This is a genomic window from Klebsiella sp. K-3, assembly GCF_051207495.1.
Lineage (GTDB): Bacteria > Pseudomonadota > Gammaproteobacteria > Enterobacterales > Enterobacteriaceae > Klebsiella > Klebsiella aerogenes.
The window spans coordinates 350406-365713 of sequence record NZ_JBPNXF010000006.1; the positions used below are offsets into that span (position 1 = coordinate 350406).

The 15308-nt window shown below is 57.0% G+C and carries 14 protein-coding genes; 9 read left to right on the forward strand and 5 right to left on the reverse strand.

Annotated elements, in window-relative coordinates; genetic code table 11:
* The first annotated feature begins 15 nt into the window (after window positions 1-15).
* The 3 genes from rpe to trpS are packed head-to-tail and all read left to right on the forward strand — an operon-like array spanning window position 16 to window position 2444.
* A complete protein-coding gene (gene rpe, locus ACSEMK_RS12150) occupies window positions 16-693 on the forward strand; it encodes a ribulose-phosphate 3-epimerase (protein WP_015369389.1) in 678 nt (225 codons plus the stop codon).
* Window positions 686-1447 carry a phosphoglycolate phosphatase gene (gene gph, locus ACSEMK_RS12155; RefSeq protein ID WP_045394865.1) on the forward strand — a complete coding sequence of 254 codons (762 nt, stop codon included), beginning with the start codon at window positions 686-688 and terminating at the stop codon, window positions 1445-1447. The genes rpe and gph overlap by 8 nt, the downstream gene beginning before the upstream one ends.
* A complete protein-coding gene (trpS, locus tag ACSEMK_RS12160; RefSeq protein ID WP_015369391.1) occupies window positions 1440-2444 on the forward strand; it encodes a tryptophan--tRNA ligase in 1005 nt (334 codons plus the stop codon). The genes gph and trpS overlap by 8 nt, the downstream gene beginning before the upstream one ends.
* Window positions 2445-2511: 67 nt before the next feature.
* Here the strand turns inward: trpS and cysG are convergent, their stop codons facing one another.
* From cysG to nirB, 3 genes are all read right to left on the reverse strand, one after another.
* Window positions 2512-3885: a siroheme synthase CysG gene (cysG, locus tag ACSEMK_RS12165; RefSeq protein WP_430914868.1), complete on the reverse strand. Its 1374-nt coding sequence runs from the start codon at window positions 3883-3885 to the stop codon at window positions 2512-2514.
* Between the two features lie 152 nt (window positions 3886-4037).
* Window positions 4038-4364 (reverse strand): nitrite reductase small subunit NirD, encoded by a 327-nt coding sequence (nirD, locus tag ACSEMK_RS12170; protein ID WP_015369393.1) that lies wholly within the window; start codon window positions 4362-4364, stop codon window positions 4038-4040.
* Window positions 4361-6904 (reverse strand): nitrite reductase large subunit NirB, encoded by a 2544-nt coding sequence (nirB, locus tag ACSEMK_RS12175; protein WP_087859078.1) that lies wholly within the window; start codon window positions 6902-6904, stop codon window positions 4361-4363. The genes nirD and nirB overlap by 4 nt, the downstream gene beginning before the upstream one ends.
* Window positions 6905-7119: 215 nt before the next feature.
* Between nirB and ACSEMK_RS12180 the strand changes: the two genes are divergently transcribed.
* The gene (locus ACSEMK_RS12180; RefSeq protein WP_430914867.1) at window positions 7120-8442 is read left to right on the forward strand and encodes a cytosine deaminase; all 1323 of its coding nucleotides are present in this window, start codon (window positions 7120-7122) and stop codon (window positions 8440-8442) included.
* Here ACSEMK_RS12180 and tsgA read toward each other — a convergent pair.
* Complete coding sequence (gene tsgA, locus ACSEMK_RS12185; RefSeq protein WP_213317293.1) at window positions 8439-9617, reverse strand: MFS transporter TsgA; 1179 nt, start codon at window positions 9615-9617, stop codon at window positions 8439-8441. The two genes, ACSEMK_RS12180 and tsgA, sit on opposite strands and share 4 nt — an antisense overlap.
* A gap of 277 nt (window positions 9618-9894) precedes the next feature.
* Between tsgA and ppiA the strand changes: the two genes are divergently transcribed.
* From ppiA to argD, 5 genes are all read left to right on the forward strand, one after another.
* Entirely contained in the window at window positions 9895-10464 is a 570-nt protein-coding gene (gene ppiA / locus ACSEMK_RS12190; RefSeq protein WP_015369397.1) for a peptidylprolyl isomerase A, read from the forward strand.
* A gap of 106 nt (window positions 10465-10570) precedes the next feature.
* Complete coding sequence (locus tag ACSEMK_RS12195) at window positions 10571-10738, forward strand: YhfG family protein (protein WP_087859080.1); 168 nt, start codon at window positions 10571-10573, stop codon at window positions 10736-10738.
* On the forward strand, window positions 10728-11330 hold the full coding sequence (locus ACSEMK_RS12200; RefSeq protein ID WP_430914866.1) for a putative adenosine monophosphate-protein transferase Fic: 603 nt from the start codon (window positions 10728-10730) through the stop codon (window positions 11328-11330). Before ACSEMK_RS12195 ends, ACSEMK_RS12200 begins: the two co-directional genes overlap by 11 nt.
* Window positions 11331-11362: 32 nt before the next feature.
* The gene (pabA, locus tag ACSEMK_RS12205) at window positions 11363-11926 is read left to right on the forward strand and encodes an aminodeoxychorismate synthase component 2 (protein ID WP_430914865.1); all 564 of its coding nucleotides are present in this window, start codon (window positions 11363-11365) and stop codon (window positions 11924-11926) included.
* 89 nt (window positions 11927-12015) lie between these two features.
* Window positions 12016-13236 carry a bifunctional acetylornithine/succinyldiaminopimelate transaminase gene (gene argD / locus ACSEMK_RS12210; protein ID WP_430914864.1) on the forward strand — a complete coding sequence of 407 codons (1221 nt, stop codon included), beginning with the start codon at window positions 12016-12018 and terminating at the stop codon, window positions 13234-13236.
* On the opposite strand, the gene ACSEMK_RS12215 is transcribed toward argD, so the two are convergent.
* Window positions 13226-15304 carry a YccS/YhfK family putative transporter gene (locus ACSEMK_RS12215; RefSeq protein WP_015369402.1) on the reverse strand — a complete coding sequence of 693 codons (2079 nt, stop codon included), beginning with the start codon at window positions 15302-15304 and terminating at the stop codon, window positions 13226-13228. The genes argD and ACSEMK_RS12215 overlap by 11 nt on opposite strands.
* Window positions 15305-15308: the final 4 nt, after the last annotated feature.

The following is a 15308-nucleotide window of genomic DNA, read 5'->3' on the forward strand; positions in this document are numbered from 1 at the left end:
TTCAAGGAGATGCGGATGAAGCAGTATTTGATTGCCCCTTCGATTCTGTCGGCTGATTTTGCCCGTTTGGGCGAGGATACCGCTAAGGCACTGGCGGCGGGCGCGGATGTCGTACACTTCGACGTCATGGACAACCACTACGTGCCGAATCTGACGATTGGCCCGATGGTGCTGAAGTCGCTGCGCAACTACGGCATTACCGCGCCGATCGATGTGCACCTGATGGTAAAACCGGTCGACCGCATCATTCCTGATTTTGCCGAAGCCGGCGCCAGCATTATCACTTTCCACCCGGAAGCCTCTGAACACGTCGACCGCAGCCTGCAGCTTATCAAAGAGCACGGCTGTAAAGCGGGGCTGGTATTCAACCCGGCAACGCCGCTGAGCTATCTCGATTACGTTATGGATAAGCTGGATGTGATTCTGCTGATGTCGGTTAACCCAGGCTTTGGCGGCCAGTCCTTTATTCCGCACACTCTTGAAAAACTGCGTCAGGTGCGTCAGCTTATCGATCAATCCGGCTACGACATTCGCCTTGAAGTCGATGGCGGCGTGAAAGCCAGCAACATTGGTGAAATTGCCGCGGCCGGTGCGGATATGTTTGTCGCCGGTTCGGCGATCTTCGGCCAGCCGGACTACAAAAAAGTTATTGATCAAATGCGCAGTGAATTAGCGAAGGTTAGTCATGGATAAATTACAGGCCATCCGCGGCGTGGCATTTGACCTGGACGGTACGCTGGTCGATAGCGCGCCGGGTTTAACCGCCGCCGTTGATAGCGCGCTTTACGCGCTGGAACTGCCGGTGGCAGGTGAAGAGCGCGTCGTGACCTGGATTGGCAACGGCGCAGACGTCCTGATGGAGCGGGCGCTGAACTGGGCTCGCCAGGAGCGCGCCACGTTACGCGCGGCGATGGGGAAACCTTCCGTCGACGATCATGATATACCGCAAGACGAACAGCTACGCGTTTTGCGTAAACTGTTCGACCGCTATTACGCCGAAGCGGCGGAAGAAGGCAGTTTCTTGTTCCCGGCAGTGGCCGATACGCTCGGCGCGCTGCACGCAAAAGGCCTGCCGCTGGCGCTGGTTACCAACAAACCGACGCCGTTCGTGGCGCCCTTGCTCGAGGCGCTGGATATCGCGAAATACTTTAGCGTGGTGATCGGCGGCGACGATGTGAAGAACAAAAAGCCGCATCCGGATCCGCTGCTGCTGGTGGCGCAAAAGCTCTCTCTGACGCCAGCCGAACTCTTGTTCGTCGGGGATTCGCGCAATGATATTCAGGCGGCGAAAGCGGCGGGTTGCTGCTCTATCGGTCTGACTTACGGCTACAACTACGGCGAGCCGATAGCGCTGAGCGAGCCGGATTTTATCTTTGACCAATTTAATGAACTCTTGCCCGCTCTTGGGCTACCGTACAGTGAAACTCAGGAATTAAAAAATGACTAAGCCCATCGTTTTTAGTGGCGCACAGCCCTCAGGTGAATTGACCATTGGCAACTATATGGGTGCGCTGCGTCAATGGGTAAACATGCAGGATGACTATCACTGTATTTACTGCATCGTTGACCAGCACGCGATCACCGTGCGTCAGGATCCGCAGAACCTGCGTAAAGCAACGCTGGATACGCTGGCGCTGTATCTGGCCTGCGGTATCGATCCGCAAAAGAGCACCATTTTCGTCCAGTCTCACGTGCCGGAACACGCACAGCTGGGCTGGGCGCTCAACTGCTACACCTATTTCGGCGAACTGAGCCGCATGACCCAGTTTAAGGACAAGTCCGCGCGCTACGCCGAGAACATCAACGCTGGTCTGTTTGACTACCCGGTACTGATGGCCGCTGACATCCTGCTGTACCAGACCAACCAGGTACCGGTAGGCGAAGATCAGAAACAGCATCTTGAGCTGAGCCGCGACGTCGCGCAGCGCTTTAACGCTATCTATGGCGATATCTTTAAAGTGCCTGAGCCGTTTATTCCTAAGTCCGGCGCGCGCGTCATGTCGTTGCTGGAACCGACCAAAAAGATGTCCAAGTCCGATGACAACCGCAACAACGTCATTGGTCTGCTGGAAGACCCGAAATCGGTGGTTAAGAAGATCAAACGCGCGGTGACCGACTCCGACGAGCCGCCGGTTGTCCGTTACGATGTGCAAAACAAAGCGGGCGTTTCCAACCTGCTGGATATCCTCTCTGCCGTCACCGGCCAGAGCATTCCGGAACTGGAACAGCACTTTGAAGGTAAAATGTACGGCCACCTGAAAGGCGAAGTCGCCGAAGCCGTTTCCGGTATGCTGACCGAGCTGCAGGAGCGCTATCACCGTTTCCGCAACGACGAAGCGTTCCTTAATCAGGTGATGAAAGAGGGCGCCGAGAAGGCCAGCGCGCACGCTTCTAAGACCCTGAAAGCGGTATATGAAGCGATTGGCTTTGTCGCTAAGCCGTAATAAGGCTCGCTGAAGGTAAAAAAACCGGGATTATCCCGGTTTTTTGTGTCTGTCAGAGCGCATTATCTTAATGGTTAGAAAACCAGTTCAGCTTGTCGCGTAGCGCCACAACGCGGCCCACGATAATCAACGCCGGGCTGGCCATCTGCTGCGCCAGAATATCCAGCCGATCCAGAGTACCGGTGACGACCTTCTGGTTGACCGCGGTGCCGTTCTCGACGATGGCGGCCGGCATATCCGCCGCCATGCCGTGGGCGATCAGCTTTTCGCGGATCGCCGGCGCCTGGTTTAGCCCCATATAGAACACCAGCGTCTGTTTTTCCGCCGCCAGATTTTGCCAGTCGAGATCGCTACCAGTTTTCAGATGGCCGGTGATTAGACGTACGCCCTGGGCGAAATCGCGGTGGGTGAGTGGAATGCCGGAGTAGGCCGAGCAGCCGGAGGCGGCGGTGATCCCCGGCACTACCGAGAACGGAATACCTGCCGCGCAGAGGGTCTCCAGCTCTTCGCCGCCGCGGCCAAAAATAAACGGATCGCCGCCTTTCAGGCGCACGACACGTTTGCCGCTTTGCGCTTCGCGCAGCAGGATTTGGTTAATCTCCTCCTGCGGCACGCAGTGATAGCCTGCACGTTTGCCGACAAACACCCGATCGGCATCACGGCGCACCAGGTTCATAATGTCGTCGGACACCAGTCGGTCATAAACCACCACATCGGCCTGCTGGATCTGCTGCAGTCCCTTGAGAGTGAGCAGCCCGGCATCGCCCGGACCGGCGCCAACCAGCACCACTTCGCCACGATGTTCCAGCGGCTCATTCAATAATCGTTCCGTGGTATTGGCAACGGCCTGACGATCATCGTTCGCCAGCGATTGGGCGAGGCCATCGTTAACAAACAGTTTTTCCCAGAAGCGGCGGCGCTCGCCGACGGTAGCGAACTGTTTTTTCACCCTTGAGCGCAGCTGCCCGGCATAGCGGGCGATTTGTCCGAGATGCAGCGGCAAGAGCGATTCGAGCTTTTCACGCAGCAGGCGCGCCAGCACCGGGGAGGTACCGCCGGAAGACACGGCGACCATCAGCGGCGAGCGGTCGATAATTGACGGCATGATAAAGCTGGCCTGACGGGGCGCATCCACCACGTTGCAGAAAATACGCCGTGATTCAGCGGCCTCGCTGACCTGCTGATTAACGACATCATCGTCGGTGGCGGCGATTGCCAGCCAGCAGTTATCGAGCAGCGCAGGATTAAAATCGCCCTGCGCCAGCGTCAGCATTTGCGCCTCGGCCCACACCTGAAACTGCGGAGTAAACCGGCGTGAGTTGACCGTTAACCGGGCACCTGCGTCGAGCAACAGACGCGCCTTGCGTTCAGCGACATCGCCGCCGCCGACCAGCAAGCAGTCGCGATCGCGTAGTTGGCAAAAAATAGGTAAGTGGTCCACGGCAGATCCTCACGGCAAGGGGGGAATGGGAATGCGGTCGTAGAATAGCAGCAGAGGGATTCACGGAGATATGAATTTTGCCGCCTCTACTTATTAGTGGTCATAAGCTGATGATATGGTTCCCCCCGCGGCGCGGAGGGAACCATGCGGCATCAGGCTTTCAGCTGCACTTTGCCATCTTTAACACGGGCTTCGTAGTGGGCGATGGAGTGGCTCTCATCTTCCATGCACAGCCCGTCGCTGAGACGGAAGCGCTGCTTTTTCAGCGGGCTGGCAACCCACAGCGCGCCGTCATGCTCAGCGATAATCCCTCGGGACAGCACGCTGGCATTGAAGAACGGATCGATATTGCTGATGGCGAACACTCTGTCGTCATGGTACGGACGAAAGATAGCCACCTGCTGTTGCCCCAGCAGCGCGCAGACGCCGGTCGCCGGCAGGATGTCGTCAATTTTGCAGATGTTTACCCACTGGCTCATACGTTTTCCTCCACCAGCGTGACCGGGATGCGCTCATAGGGCGTGGCCGGGCGATGCTGGTCACGTTCCGGCACCACCTGAACGTTCGGGTCGCGCTGGTCGCTGTTGATAAAGTGTTTGAAGCGCGTCTGCGCCGCCGGGTTATTGACGGTCTCGGTCCATTCGCAGGCGAAAGCGGCGCGCAGGCGAGCCAGCTCTTCTTCAAGGTGATCGTTCAGGCCCAGCTTATCGTCGATGATGACGCTGCGCAGATAGTCGATGCCGCCTTCCATGTTGTCCAGCCACGGCGCGGTACGGGTCAGCTTATCGGCGGTGCGGATGTAGAACATCATAAAGCGGTCGAGATATTTGATGAGCGTATCGCGATCGAGGTCCGCGGCCAGCAGATCGGCGTGGCGTGGTTTCATCCCGCCGTTACCGCACACGTACAGGTTCCAGCCTTTCTCGGTGGCGATGATCCCAACGTCTTTACCCTGCGCTTCCGCGCATTCACGGGTACAACCGGAGACGCCGAACTTCATTTTGTGCGGGGTACGGATACCTTTATAGCGGTTTTCCAGTTCTACGCCGAAGCCGACGCTATCGCCGACGCCGTAGCGGCACCAGGTACTGCCGACACAGGTTTTCGCCATACGTAACGCTTTGGCGTACGCATGGCCGGTTTCGAAGCCGGCTTCAATCAGCTGGCGCCAGATTTCCGGCAGGTCGTCTTTTTGCGCGCCGAACAGGCCGATACGCTGGGAGCCGGTGATTTTGGTATACAGATTAAATTCGCGCGCGATGCGACCGACGGCAACCAGGCCTTCTGGCGTAATTTCGCCGCCTGCGGAGCGCGGGATAACCGAGTAGGTGCCATCTTTCTGGATGTTGGCGAGGAAGTTATCGTTGGTGTCCTGCAGCGGCGTGTGCTGTGGTTTGAGGATGTACTCATTCCAGCAGGAGGCCAGCAGGGAACCGACGGTCGGCTTACAGACTTCACAGCCGTAGCCCTGACCGTGTTTTTCCAGCAGCTCGTCGAAGGTTTTGATGCCTTCCACGCGGATCAGGTGGAACAGCTCCTGGCGAGAGTAGGCGAAGTGCTCGCACAGATTGTTGTTCACTTCGATACCCTGTTTCGCCAGCTCGGCGTTGAGCACCTGCGTCACCAGCGGAATACAGCCGCCGCAGCCGGTTCCGGCTTTGGTTTCCGCTTTCAGCGCCGCCACGGTGTGGCAGCCTTTATTGATAGCGGCGATCAGGTCGCCTTTGCTGACGTCGAAGCAGGAACAAATCTGCGCGCTGTCCGGCAGTTTATCCACGCCGATAGACGGCTTGCCGCTGCCAGCGTGGGCCGGGAGGATCAGCGAATCCGGGTTTTCCGGCAGCTCGATGGAATTCAGCACCAGCTGCAGCAGGTTGCCGTAATCGCTGGTGTCGCCGACCAGTACCGCGCCGAGCAGGGTTTTGTTATCTTCGCTGACGATAAGACGTTTGTAGACTTCTTTGCTTTCGTCGAGATAGACGTAGCTACGCGCGCCCGGCGTGCGCCCGTGGGCGTCGCCGATACCGCCAACGTCCACGCCGAGCAGCTTCAGCTTGGCGCTGAGATCGGCGCCGGTGAACAGATTGTCGTTGCCGAGGATATGGTCAACGGTAACCTGCGCCATTTTGTAGCCCGGGGCGACAAGACCATACACGCGGTTATTCCAGCTGGCGCATTCGCCGATAGCGTAGATATCCGGGTCGGAGGTCTGGCAGCTATCGTTGACCATGATGCCGCCGCGCTGGGCGACGGCGAGACCGCACTGGGTAGCCAGCTTGTCGCGCGGACGGATACCGGTAGAGAAGACGATGAAATCGACCTGCAGTTCGCTACCGTCGGCGAAGCGCATCGTTTTGCGCGCGTCGGTACCCTGCTGAACGATCTCTTTGGTGTTTTTGCTGGTGTGAACTTTCACTCCCATGCTTTCGATCTTACGCTTCAACTGCTCGCCGCCCATCTGGTCGAGCTGCTCGGCCATCAGCATCGGAGCAAACTCGATCACGTGGGTTTCCACGCCGAGATTTTTCAGCGCGCCAGCCGCTTCCAGACCGAGCAGGCCGCCGCCGACCACCGCGCCGCGTTTGCTGCGACGGGCGCAGGATTCAATGGCGTTAAGATCTTCAATAGTACGATAGACGAAGCAATCCTGGGTTTCCGCGCCTTTAATCGGCGGGATCCACGGGTATGAGCCAGTCGCCATAATCAGCTTGTCGTAGAAAACGGTACGGCCAGCGCTGGAGTGGATAACCTTTTCCTGACGGTTGATGGTAATCGCGCGTTCGCCGACCAGTACTTTGACGCCGTGTTTCTCATAGAAACCTTCGCGTACCAGCGACAGCTCTTCCGCAGTGTGATGGGAGAAGTAAGACGACAGGTGGACACGGTCATAGGCGATACGCGGCTCTTCACAGAACACGGTAATGTCGAATTGTCCGGCAGGCGCCTTATCAAGAAGCTCTTCGATAAAGCGATGGCCGACCATGCCGTTACCGATAATAGCGATTCTGACTTTGCTCATTTTTGCCTCGATTTCTTTTCTATTACCGCCTACCTTAACGATTCAGCTACTACACTCATTGATACAAATCAATTTAGAACTTACCTACCACTTAATGAGTATATTCATGATTTATAATGATTTTTCTAAGTGATGGAAAAATCAGGCTTTTCCGTTCTGTTCTTTTTATGTACAAAGATAGCGGAAGAAATAAGCAATCTTCAGGGGAGCAAACTATGTCGACAACGCCGCTGTGGTTAATTCAGAACGTCCATCTGCCAAAGAGGGAAGGGTTGTGGCAGATTGCGATTGATAAAGGGCGATTCGGCGACATCACGCCGATGGGAGAGGCACGCAGCGAAAGCTACGAAGTGCTTAACGCCCGCGGCGGATTGGCCATTCCGCCGTTTATCGAACCGCACATTCATCTTGATACCACGCAGACGGCGGGAGAACCGAACTGGAACCAGTCTGGGACGCTGTTCGAAGGGATTGAGCGTTGGGCCGAGCGTAAAGCGCTGCTAAGCCATGAGGATGTGAAAGCCCGCGCGTGGAAAACCCTGCGCTGGCAAATCGCTAACGGCATCCAGTTTGTCCGCACCCATGTCGATGTTTCCGACCCAACGTTGACCGCGCTGAAAGCGATGCTGGAAGTCAAACAAGAGGTAGCGCCGTGGGTCGATTTGCAGATAGTCGCCTTCCCCCAGGAAGGGATTTTATCCTACCCCAATGGTGAGAGTTTGCTGGAGGAGGCGTTACGGCTGGGCGCCGATGTGGTTGGGGCGATCCCGCATTTCGAATTTACTCGTGAATACGGGGTGGAATCGCTGCATATCGCCTTTCGTCTGGCGCAGAAATACCAGCGTCCGCTGGATATCCACTGCGATGAAATTGACGATGAACAGTCGCGCTTTGTCGAAACGGTCGCCGCGCTGGCGTTAAAAGAGGGAATTGGCCCCCGGGTGACCGCGAGTCACACCACCGCGATGCACTCCTACAATGGCGCTTATACCTCGCGTCTGTTCCGCCTGTTAAAACTCTCGGGCATTAACTTCGTCGCCAACCCGCTGGTCAATATTCATCTGCAGGGGCGCTTTGATGACTACCCGAAGCGGCGCGGCGTGACGCGGGTCAAGGAGCTGATGGCGGCCGGCATTAATGTCTGTTTTGGCCACGATGATGTATTCGACCCGTGGTATCCGTTGGGAACCGGCAACATGTTACAGGTGCTGCATATGGGGCTGCACGTTTGCCAACTGATGGGCTATCAGCAGATTAACGACAGTCTACAGCTGATTACCCACAACAGCGCCAGAACCTTTGGTCTCAATGATTACGGCATTGCTACCGGCAACCCGGCCAATCTGGTGATCCTGCCTGCTGAAAACGGTTTTGAAGCCGTACGCTGCCAGGTGCCGGTGCGTTGGTCAATTCGTCAGGGAAGGGTCATTGCAACTACGCAGCTGGCGCAGACGTGGATACAGACCGATAAAGGCGGCGAGGAGTTGTTTTTTACCAAAAATAGCCCCTTTGCCGAAGCAAAGGGGCTTAAGGCTTAGTGCGCCGACGCGTTCTGACGGTGGCGGGAAACGAAGCCAAGGAGCAGACACATCACGAATACCACGGCATAGAGTCCGTTCGCGGTGTGCAGCGCGGCCAGCGGGCCGCTAGCCGCGACGATCGGCCCGGTCACCACGAAAGTCAGCATGGTGCCGATGGTGCCGCAGGTCAGAATAAAGTTCACCAGCTTCGGCGAAGCGACTTTAGTCTGCTGCGAGCCCAGGGTGATGATCGAGGTATAGATGGCGCTGGAGAAGAAGCCAAGGGTCAGGATGAACCACGGCATATGCTCCGGCGAACCATTGATGAACAGATACATCAGGATTGTCGCCAGGCCCGCCAGAACGGTCAGGATGCGCTGCAGGTCGAAGAAGCGCAGGATGAAGCTGAACGACCACATACCGATCATATAGGACATCCAGAAATCGCTGACCAGCTTACCGGCGTCGCCGAGGCTCATGCCGAGGCCTTTGGCATATTCCGGTACCCAGGAGATAAAGCCCAACTGGCCGAGGATGTAGCATAGCGCGGCGATGGAAAGGAACAGCACGCCGATGCCCCATTTCTCTTTCACCACCGGCTGGCTGTTTTCCGCCAGCGCTTTGTTGCCAAGCACCGGGAACTCACAGCCGAAAGTCAGCACGAAAATAGCAACGTAGACCAGGCCGATACAGGCGTAAACCCAGTACCACTCGATGCTGCGCGCCAGCAGAACGGCGGCGACCATCGGGAAGATCATCCCCGCCATGCTGAAGAAGGAGTCCGTGAACAGCAGACGCGCGCCGCGCTGGCGGCCTTCATACATGTGGGTAATCAGGAAAGTACCGATCGACATGGTGATCCCGCTGACCAGACCAAGCACGAACATCGATGCGGAGAACAGCGTCAGGCTGTGGCCGAACATCAACCCGGCGATAGCTAACAGCATCAGGATAAAGCCGAAGCGCAGCTGGGTTTTCAGCGGCACGATCTCCATCAGCCAGGCATTGAGGAAGATAGAAATCAGAATACCGGCATTGAGGAAGGTAAATGTGTTACTCATACTGGACACTGGCAGATGGAAATAATCCGCGATGTTCCCCATCACCATCCCGGTGACGATCACCAACGCGCCGGTCAGGGCGTAGGAGAAAAAGCTGATCCATGTGAGCTTGATACGATTGCTGTTAGTCATGACAGGCCTGTGAATAGATAGGTAAAGCGCGTTGACGCTGCGCCGGGCGCACAGATTTTATTCATTCGAGTGATGAAGGCAAACGTTTATATTGAAATGTAGATCCTATTGCATGGTTTTGTGTGACCTTGATCACATTAATAAGATTGCTCACACCTGAGTCAGTTCGTAACAAGTGTTTCAGCTAAGTAAAATTAGGTAAAAGGCTAGCCCGCTATGCAAAGGCTCTTTAGAATCAAGGCACTTGCTTTTTACTCTGCTCCGTTAAGGAATTTCCATGCTCAAATCCACTCTGGCGGCGATGGCTGCCGTATTCGCCATTTCAGCATTCTCCCCCGCCATGGCGGCCAAGGGCGACCCGCACGTACTGCTGACCACTTCTGCTGGCAACATCGAGTTGGAGCTGAATAGCCAGAAGGCGCCGATTTCTGTCGATAACTTCCTGAAGTACGTGAACAGCGGTTTCTATAACAACACGACCTTCCACCGGGTGATCCCGGGCTTTATGGTGCAGGGCGGCGGTTTTAATGAGCAGATGCAGCAAAAGCAGCCGAACCCGCCGATTAAAAACGAAGCCGACAATGGCCTGCGTAATACCCGCGGAACGATCGCCATGGCGCGTACCGCCGATCAGGACAGCGCGACCAGCCAGTTCTTCATCAACGTGGCCGATAACGCCTTCCTCGACCACGGCCAGCGCGATTTTGGCTACGCGGTATTTGGTAAAGTGGTGAAGGGAATGGACGTCGCCGACAAAATTTCTCAGGTTCCGACCCACAACGTCGGCCCGTACCAAAATGTTCCGTCCAAACCGGTCGTCATTCTCTCGGCGAAAGTACTGCCGTAACCCTCTTCTGGCGCGGGCGGTCCGCCTGCGCCCAGCTTGCCTCTCTGCGTAACCTGAAATTGCTGCTTATACTTGTGGCACACAGGGGACGATAAGGGAGGCGACCATGCGTTTACTCACCGATAAGCAAAAATCCCGGCTCTGGGAACAGACCCGCAATGCCAATTTTCAGGCCAGCCGACGCCTTGAAGGCGCGACGGTACCGCTGGTTAGCCTGACGGCTGAGGAAGCGCTGGCGCGTATTGTCGAGCTGAGGAGGCGTCATGAGCGATAAATATGGCGACGACCGCGACCCCTATCTCTATCCGGCGTTGGATGTGCTGCGTAACCGGCTGGGTATCCATCAGGCGCAACGGCTGGAACAAACGGTCTGGGAATTCACTTCGCTGCGCGCGGCGACGATCCCGTTGGGCCCGCGCGGCCGCGGCTTACCGCATCTGAGCGCCATTCACCGGCAACTTTATCAGGATCTCTTTGACTGGGCGGGCAAACTGCGGGAAATCGATATCTACCAGGGCGATACGCCATTTTGCCACTTCGCGTGGATAGAGAAAGAGGGCAACGCGCTGATGCGCAAGCTGGAAGAAGAGGACTATCTGTGTGAACAACCCCGGGAGACGTTCGTCGAGCGCCTGAGCTGGTACTACGGCGAAATCAATGTCCTGCACCCGTTCCGCCTTGGCAACGGTCTGACGCAAAGGATCTTCTTCGAACAGTTGGCCATTCACGCCGGCTACCTGCTCGACTGGCGGGGCATCGATCCGGATGCGTGGAGCCAGGCTAACCAGCTGGGCGCGATGGGCGACCCGGAGCCGCTGGAGCGGATCTTTCGTAAAGTGGTAAGCGAAGCGCGGGAATCTGAGTAGAATAGCCCGGTTTTGTTTTTTCCGGAGCCGCTATGATCCTGCTAATCGATAACTATGACTCTTTCACCTGGAATCTGTACCAGTACTTTTGCGAACTGGGAGCGGAGGTGCTGGTTAAGCGTAACGATGAGTTAACGCTGGCAGAGATAGCGTCGCTGACGCCGGAGAAAATCGTTATTTCGCCGGGCCCCTGCACGCCGGATGAGTCCGGTATTTCGCTGGACGTTATCCGCCGCTATGCCGGGAAAACACCGCTGCTCGGCGTGTGTCTGGGTCATCAGGCCATCGCCCAGGTCTTCGGCGCTAGCATCGTGCGCGCCGCTCAGGTCATGCATGGTAAAACGTCGCTTATTGAGCACAACGGCGAGGGCGTTTTTCAGGGACTAAACAACCCGCTTACCGTTACGCGCTACCATTCATTAGTTATCGACCCGCCAACTCTTCCCGATGATTTTATCGTTACCGCCTGCAGCGCCAGCGGTGAAATCATGGGTATCCGCCATCGCCAGTGGGATCTCGAAGGCGTGCAGTTCCACCCGGAGAGCATTCTTAGCGAACAGGGACACCACTTGCTGGAAAACTTCCTTAAACGCTGATTTGTAGTTGCCATGAAGTGATTTATTATGCATATTTTGTGATTAAAACATCGCAATCATTGCACATTACACAGAAGGATGGGCATCACATGGCAACAGAGCAACCGGCAATCACCCGCGCCACATTCGATGAAGTCATTCTGCCGATTTATGCACCGGCGGAGTTTATTCCGGTGAAGGGGAAAGGCAGCCGCGTTTGGGATCAGCAGGGCAAAGAGTACATTGATTTTGCCGGCGGGATTGCGGTGACCGCGCTGGGCCACTGCCACCCGGCGCTGGTGGCGGCGCTGCACGAGCAGGGCGAAACCCTGTGGCATACCAGCAACGTTTTTACCAACGAGCCGGCGCTGCGCCTGGGTCGACAACTGGTGGACGCCACTTTTGCCGAACGCGTGGTGTTTATGAACTCCGGAACGGAAGCCAACGAAACGGCGTTCAAGCTGGCGCGTCATTACGCAATCACTCGTCATAGCCCGTACAAAACCAAAATCATCGCTTTCCATAATGCCTTCCACGGACGGTCGCTGTTCACCGTCTCGGTTGGTGGTCAGCCGAAATACTCTGATGGTTTCGGGCCGAAACCGGCAGATATCGTGCATGTCCCCTTTAACGATCTCGAGGCGGTGAAAGCGGTGATCGATGACCATACCTGCGCGGTGGTGGTTGAGCCGATTCAGGGCGAGGGCGGGGTAATGGCGGCGACGCCGGCGTTCCTGCAGGGGCTGCGCGATCTGTGCGACCAGCATCAGGCGCTGCTGGTATTTGATGAAGTACAGTGCGGTATGGGCCGTACCGGTTCACTGTTCGCCTATATGCATTACGGCGTGACGCCGGACATCCTGACCAGCGCGAAAGCGCTCGGCGGCGGTTTCCCGATTAGCGCGATGTTGACCACCAATGAAATTGCCAGCGCCTTCCATGCCGGTTCCCATGGCTCCACCTACGGCGGCAATCCGCTGGCCTGCGCGGTGGCGACCGCGGCTTTCAACCTGATTAACACGCCGCAGGTGCTGGAGGGCGTCAATGCCAAACGGGCGCTGTTTGTCGAACACCTGCAGCAGATCGATGCGCAGTTCGATCTGTTCAGCGACATCCGCGGCATGGGGCTGTTAATCGGCGCCGCGCTTAAGCCGCAGCATCATGGACGCGCGCGCGATTTACTCTATGCCGCGGCCCAGGCCGGGGTGATGGTGTTAAACGCCGGGCCGGACGTGATGCGCTTTGTGCCGTCGCTGGTGATTGATGATAGCGATATCGCCGAAGGGATGGCGCGCTTTGCGCAGGCGGTTAAAAACGTGCTTAGCGCCTAGTCGTGCGTAGCCAGATGCCGTGATGCGGACGCTGACGCCATGCCACCGACGAAATGGTGTGCATGGTGTTCAGATGGCCGAGGATCCGCTGCAGATGCTGCTCAAGGGTGCTGAGCGGCCCACGCAACACTTCCCCATCCTGGGATTCCATAATATTTACATCGCCCGCGCTGCCCGGCCCGTCTGAATCCAGACGCTGCTGACAGCGCTGCAGCGCAATTTCACAAGATTCCAGATACCGCTGCGCCAGGTCCGGCGTTAGCATCGTATGCTCGCGCGCCAGCGTGGTCATGGCGTTGATATGCTCAACGATAAACTGGCTATGGGTTACCCACAGCTTCATATCTTCCAGATAGTGCGAGTTAAAACCCGGTTCCTGCATCGCCTGGTTAAGCGAGTTATACAGGGCGTTGTGCGCCTGGTTGACGCGCATGCGCTGGTAGGCCAACGCCGGGGCCTGCGGATCGGCGCTAAGGATCAGCCGAATAGCCTCCTGATCGGCCTCCAGGGCATCGTGGGCGTTTTTACGCAGCAGGCCGCTCTGCCATTGCGGCCATAGCCAGACCATCCCGCCAAAGGCGATCAGACAGCCAATGATGGTATCGATAAAGCGGGCGACAATGAACTGCTCGCCGTTAAGCGTTAGCAATTGCAGGGTATATACCGCGGTGACGGTAAAGCCCACCATCGCCCAGCCGTAGTGTTTACGGATGATGAGATAGCTCAGCAGCGTGATGAATAACATACCGCTTAACGTATAGCTCTCCGGTACGTGGAAATGTAGGGTCAGCCAGGCGATCACCAGGCCCGCCAGGGTGCCTGCCGCCCGGTGGACAATTCGCACGCGGGTGGCGCCGTAACCGTTTTGCGTCACGAACAGCACGGTCATCAGGATCCAGTACGGCTTCGGCAGATGTAGGGCGCTGCCCATCAGGCTGGCGATGCTCAACATGACGCTGATGCGCGCGGCGTTGCGCAGCGCTGGGGATTTCAATGACAGGTAGTTCTTCAGCGCCGGTAGTAGCGGTAGGCGCCGTTCTTTATCCGCCATCAGGTTACGTGCGTACAGCGGGCGCTGGGTACGCAGCACACGGGCGATACGACTGAAGTGCCAGGCGCAGAACTGGCCAACCGGATTATCGGGGTGCTGATAAGCGATTTTTTCCAGCGCGCCGATTTGCTTATCCATCTGGAAGCGGCGCGGGTAGCGGTGGTAGAGAATATCATCCGCCAGCACGCGCAGACGCGCGGCGACGGTCTGCGCGTTCCAGCGGATGACCGCTTCCGCATGGCTGCGCTCCACCAGTTTTTGTACCTCTTCCGGCTGGTGCAGGCTCACTGAAATATGTTCCTGCAGATCCAGCCCAACCTGGAACGCGCGCAGTAGTCGCTTATGATCGCTACGCTGGTTGGCGGCTAACATATGCATCTGCTGATAGCACTGGGTAATTAAATCGACCACCTTCTGCTGGCGGGTAAGCAGCGGCGGCAGGGAGGTCGTCGGGTCAGTGTGCTGCGTCAGGAGGCTATATTTGGCCTCGCAATAATTAGCCAGTTCGCGGTAAAGCAGGCTTAACGACTCGCGCAGCGGCTGCTCTCGCCAGAGCCAAAACCAGAACCAATTAAAGAGTCCGTACCACAAGGTTCCCAGCGCATAGATAAGCAGCGGCTCCCAGATGGGCATATTGCCGGCCAGGCTTAAGGTAAAAATGGCGGCGATTAGCGATGCCGGCAACAGGCGAGCGTGTAGCGAACTGATTTCCGCCGTCACGCCGAGTATCAGCGCCAGCGCGCTGAGGATAAGCGGCAAAGGGATGTCCCGCGCCAGAAGCAATTGCACAATCAGGCTGCTGCCGGCAAATAGGCAGCCGCCAACGATCAGGCGTTTGAAAAAGCGTTTATGCGGGGTGTCGAGACCGGCGATATTGCAACAGGCGGGAACTAAAGAGAACAGCAACCCTTGCTGCAGATGGCCGAGCAGAAGCCCGATGGCCACAGGTAGACACAGCACCAGCGTTTGCCGCAGTGCATAGTTGACTTCCGGGTGGTAAATCAGCCTGCGCCACATGGGA